General features: G+C 33.2%; 2 protein-coding genes and 2 pseudogenes. 1 reads left to right on the top strand and 3 read right to left on the bottom strand.

Going from position 1 to position 5,309, the window contains the following annotated elements; all coding sequences use genetic code 11:
* Positions 1-32: 32 nt before the first annotated feature.
* Positions 33-872, bottom strand: a pseudogene (locus DN393_RS31015) (glycosyltransferase WbsX family protein); the annotation flags it as partial.
* Between the two features lie 179 nt (positions 873-1,051).
* Here DN393_RS31015 and DN393_RS31010 point away from each other — a divergent pair.
* Entirely contained in the window at positions 1,052-1,996 is a 945-nt protein-coding gene (locus DN393_RS31010; protein ID WP_064475992.1) for an NAD-dependent epimerase/dehydratase family protein, read from the top strand.
* A gap of 39 nt (positions 1,997-2,035) precedes the next feature.
* On the opposite strand, the gene DN393_RS31005 is transcribed toward DN393_RS31010, so the two are convergent.
* Together DN393_RS31005 and DN393_RS31000 are read right to left on the bottom strand one after the other, a co-directional pair.
* Positions 2,036-2,812 (bottom strand): class I SAM-dependent methyltransferase, encoded by a 777-nt coding sequence (locus DN393_RS31005; RefSeq protein WP_149174297.1) that lies wholly within the window; start codon positions 2,810-2,812, stop codon positions 2,036-2,038.
* 63 nt (positions 2,813-2,875) lie between these two features.
* A pseudogene (locus DN393_RS31000) lies at positions 2,876-4,808 on the bottom strand (glycosyltransferase).
* Positions 4,809-5,309 lie beyond the last annotated feature (501 nt).

Raw genomic sequence — 5,309 nt, 5'->3', positions numbered from 1 at the left:
AGTAGGACGTCGCCAAGCAACCTTAAGACGAGTCAGAATGACTCGTCTTTTTTGTATGCTTTCATACCTCTGTTAATTGCCTGCTTAACTCCTTCTAAATAGGCGAATCCATGCCTTTTATCTGGTTCTAAGTAAGTACCTTCTGCCCATTCATTCCACGCATTAATAAATAAAAACTCGCTGTTGTAAAGAGAATAGGTACGCTGGATTTGTTTGCTTAAATATATCGTGAACTTCCTAGGGGTAGAACCTAGGAAGATGCTGCTATTTAAGTCTTTGCGGCGTGCTGTATTGTCCCAGTCAACAAAGGCACCAGGAAATGTTTTTTTCTCTGGAGGAGATCGCTTTAGTATATACATCCACACTTTATCATAATCCCAAGCGTTTATTTGTTTACCAGACTCATATATTGCCTTATTTATGTCTGAAGAGCTATCATGGGCAATTGTATAAAAAGGCTCGAATTGAATGCTAGCATCAAATCCATTTATATTAGGAAGTGGAAAGCTGTTTAATGTTTCTGCAAAGTATATACCTTTCAAACCATTTTCTTGTGCGAGTGTATTCCAATAATGAAGCATTTGTTCACAATCAGGAATATGCCCGGGACGATAAATAATGAATAGTGGTTTATCATCTATACGGATATATCTCTCATCTTGGAAAGCTTGTAATAAATACTCAAAGTGTTCTTTCCAATCCGATAACTCTCCATAATTTTGAGGCTTTAATATGTGACTATCAAGACCATCCCAAGTTTTTGTCCACGGTTCATTTGCCCAAGAAAGGCAAAATGGAAAATCTGGTTCCTTCATTTTAAATACCTCATTAAAGGGTGTCTCCAATAGTCTTTTTCCTTTAAACCAGTTATGAGTGTTTTTGCGGTCATCTTAAATAAGGTATCGATTCTAAAAGGAAAATATAAAATAAAGATAATGAAAATTTATAAGGGGCATACAATTATAAGAGAATGAATAATAGAGGTGACCAATTTCGTTTATTTGTATTTCTAGGTGTGATAAGCAAAAATCTTATTACTAGAGAGGATATTATGAGGAAGAATAATTATTTAATAGTAGGTGGAAATAGTTTCATTGGTATTAACCTCGCATTAGGTTTATTGAAACAAGATCAAAATGTAAAAGTATTTTCCAGACATATAAATAATTTCCCTCAAAATATTATAAGTGATGTTGAATTTATTAAAGGTGATTTAGCGAATGTTGAAGATATATATAAAGCTTTAGTGGATGTGGATATTATTATTTATTTAGCTGCAACGTCTAATGTAGCAACTTCAATTGAAGATATTTTTGGAGATATGAACAGTAGCTTTTTTTTTCTTAATTTCATGGAAAGCGTTAAAAACTTTCCTATTAGAAGAATTGTATTAGCATCTTCTGGGGGCACCGTGTATGGTGAACCTGAATATTTACCTATTGATGAGAAACATCCATTAAAACCACTTTCTCCTTACGGAATAACAAAAGTGTCGCTTGAAAATTACTTGTACTTTTATAAGAAAAAATACGGAATTGACTATGTTGTATGTAGATATTCTAATCCATATGGAAAATATCAAAATCCTTTAAAGAAAGTTGGGGCAATAAACTGTTTTTTGTATCAGCATCTCAGTAATGAAAAGATTAATATATATGGAAATCCACAAGAGATTATTCGAGATTATATTTATATCGATGATTTAGTTGAAATCACTATACAACTATCACACTTAAATCGTTTGAAATCTTGTGTGTATAACATAGGGAGCGGCAAGGGTCTCTCTTTAAAACGAATTATAGTAGAATTGGAGAAATTAACGGAAAGAAGAGTGGACTTTACCTGCTATAAACAAAGGCAAGAAAATGTTCAACAAATCATTTTAAATATAGATAGAGTAAGACGAGAATGTAATTGGGAACCGAAAATAGATTTCAAAAGTGGAATTAGATTAAATAAGCTATGGATTGAAGAGTTCTTATATAGTAAAAAATAATAAGCCATGCCTACTTTTGTATAAGTAGAGCGTGGTTTATTATTTTATTTCTTTTTTTATTACCCAAAGGTCTTGATGTTCCCACCAAAAACCTTCAGTGTATTTTTTGATAACAGGGTTATAGGGTAATAATTTAATTTTGTCACATACGTAAGAGGGACTAACGATCATTTGCCCGTATTGATGAACATCCAAATCCAATTGTTCACTAGAAGGGAGAAACCAATAACCCTGTTTATTTAAATCTGGAAAGCTGAAGTACTTTTTACTTTGATAACCATGAGTTGTGAAAATGAGTAAGCCTTCAGGAGAAACAGCATTATACAATGTTTGAAGCCAACGAAACCAAGTTGTATTAGGCATATGAGAAAAAAATGATAGACAAAAGAAGATATCATACGTAGACGAGGTCAAATTTACTTGTTCAGGTTCAGGGTGAGATAAGATAGAGGAAGTATTTAATGTACGTTCAATAAAAGTAATAGCCTCTTCATGTATATCGCAGGTAGTTATACTTAAGTTCGTTTGTAGGTTTAATAAATGACGTGTTACGCAGCCGTATCCGGATGCGAATTCTAATAATTTTATTGGAGTGTCTATAGGGGGATGGAAGGAAGTAATTAAATCTAAGAGTGTTTCTGCAGATTTTCTCCCATCTTGAAAATAATAATCTATCGCTTCTTTTTTAGATGGGAAGACTGGATTAGTGACAAGGAATTGAAAGATATGATCCTCTGGATGGATACTTGCATTTACATTGTAGTTGTGTGCAATTCGAGAAATCAAATCTTTATTTGCCTCTATAAATTCTTTCAATGAGTAACCCCCCTTAAATGATAGTAACGTCTTACAAGAGATACTGATGGCGAAGAAAATATATCATTCAATCTTCAAATATGCTTTAAGATACTTTCTATATGTGTACATTTTTTTTTTGAAATGTCGTCGATAGTAAAGGTTTCTTTAATGAAATTCTGCATTTGTACAACTTCACTGTAATGGGAATATGAATCTTCTGTTCTCGTTACGCTATTTGTATGTCGTCTATGATAGTTTAGCGGTTTTGGATTGAAATAAATGTTCCCCTCTTTAAGAATAGAAACATAGAAAAACCAATCACCAGCTACTTTAAACTTTTCTAATTGTTTTTCTGTTGTTTTTATATCTATGTTTTTAAAAACTACACTTGAGACATTAGGTATGGTGTTTTTGATAAGTAATGTATCTTGTATTTCATCTATTCCTTTTCGGAAATAAGAACTTTTCCATTTTTCTTTATCAATATCATTTGTGTAATCTAAATAATGATTGGCCAGGATATTTCCTTGCTCATCTATTTGTTGTGATTGTGTGTAGCTTAAGGTAACATCACCATTTATATGAAACCCTTGTATTACTTCTTCTAAAAATGTCTGATCACATAAGTCATCGGCCTCTGCAATCCAAATATAATCACTGGTTGCTGCAGAGACGCCTTTTATCCATTGTTTAAATACAGAACCAGAGTTTTTATCATTAATAATCTGCTGAACTTTTAAGTGGGGCTTATTTTCGTTTGAGAGCAGCTGTTTAAATATAGATACGCTATTGTCAGTAGAGGCATCGTCTAGGAAAATTAGTTCGTAAAGGGGATAGGTTTGGTTTAATATGGATTTAACTCGGTCAGGTAAGTATTTTTCGTAATTATAGTTCGATATGATTACGCTTATTTTTTTGTAATTATGTTCAAGCAGGTTTAATAATTGATAAATATAATGAAGAAAGTTGAAATCTTTTTCAATAAGCTCTTGGCCAAAGCGCCCTTTTTGTAATCGTAAGTCTTCATCTCCAATAAATTCATATATTCTTTCCAGCAACTGCGGTAAATTTAAAAAGTCTACTAAGGCGCCAGTTTGTTCCGTAACAACATCTTCAAAACCTCCAGCATTTTTAAACTCTATAACAGGGACTTTTGTATCTAATGCTTCTAAAACAACGTTTGGAAAAGGATCTTCTCTTGAAGTTAATAAATACAAATCAGCCCCGGCGTTATATAAACCGATATCTGGAGTAGGCTCAACTAATGTGAAATGTGCTGTATACCTTGGGGATAGCGTGTTAAAGAAATGAACATCTGTTCTCCCGCCCCAGATAAAATGAATATTCGTATGAACCTTTCTTACTGAGTAAGCAATAAGTGAGAATAAATCTATCCCTTTCCGATGATCAGCAAAACCTACCCCAAAAATGATGTTGCTATCTAGAGGCAGGTTGTGTTTTTTTCGTAATTCGTTTCTCGCTTTTGCAATATTGTTCTTATAAGGATTGTGGTTAAACAAACCTTGAGGGGGGATGTGGCATTTTTGATGATCTAATTGGGTGATTGTACGGAATTTTTCATACACGTACTGTGAAGGGAAGACAATTTTGTAAGCAAACTCGGCAATGTTTCTCGCTTTTCCCTCGGCAGAGTACTGTTGTATTAAATGCGGCAATTCATGTATTAATGAAATAACTTTTATATTGTGTTTAGCTAGTAATGCAACTATATCACCACTTATGACGGTACTACATATGGCGATGGTATAGTCTTGTGATAGTAACTTCTTTATTAATAATTCGACCTTTTTTCCGTTGGGTAGTCTTCCTCTAGGCAATAAACAGGACCATACTTTTGAAAATCGTGGCTTAAAATGCCCGTTCCAATAGAAATAATTGCGACGGAGTAATGAAAGTTTTCTTTAAGAGCTTTAATAGTATGTAAAGAAAGAAGTTGTGCTCCGTGGAAATGGGCATCATGGGATACATAAATGATCTTCTTATTAACATGCATTTCATAACGCCTCCTAAGTTAATTAGATTTTTAGTAAATGCATGGTGTATTTATAATTCCTAGAGAGAAGTGGTAGGAGATAATTGTGAATGCAGCTGGAATGTACTCGAAATAAAAAGTGCTACCTTTAATATATATTTGTTTGGCTTGCTATTCATTCTTTAGAAAGGTGTAAGTAAGAAAGTATAAACTGTCGATTATGAAAGTGATTGCATCAGTTTATTAATCTCTAGGAACGGAGTATAAATGAAGAAGGTTCAATACCCTTTAGAATTTATAAAATAAAAAGGATAAAAGGTATTGACGATTAGGATATAGGGGTGTAATATAGAACAAGTCGCCGATGCAATAACGCAGAACGCGGCAAACGAAATGAAAAACTTAGTTGACATTGAAACATGAAGATGTTAACATAAGGGAGTCGCAAATGAGCGACCAAGTAGTTCTTTGAAAACTGAACGAAACAAACAACGTGAAACGTCAATTTTTATTTTTAGATGC

This window comes from Bacillus sp. BPN334 (genome assembly GCF_008368885.1).
Taxonomy (GTDB): domain Bacteria; phylum Bacillota; class Bacilli; order Bacillales; family Bacillaceae_G; genus Bacillus_A; species Bacillus_A wiedmannii.
The sequence above is the reverse complement of the archived record's forward strand: the minus strand, read 5'-3'. Positions and strand labels throughout refer to the sequence as shown.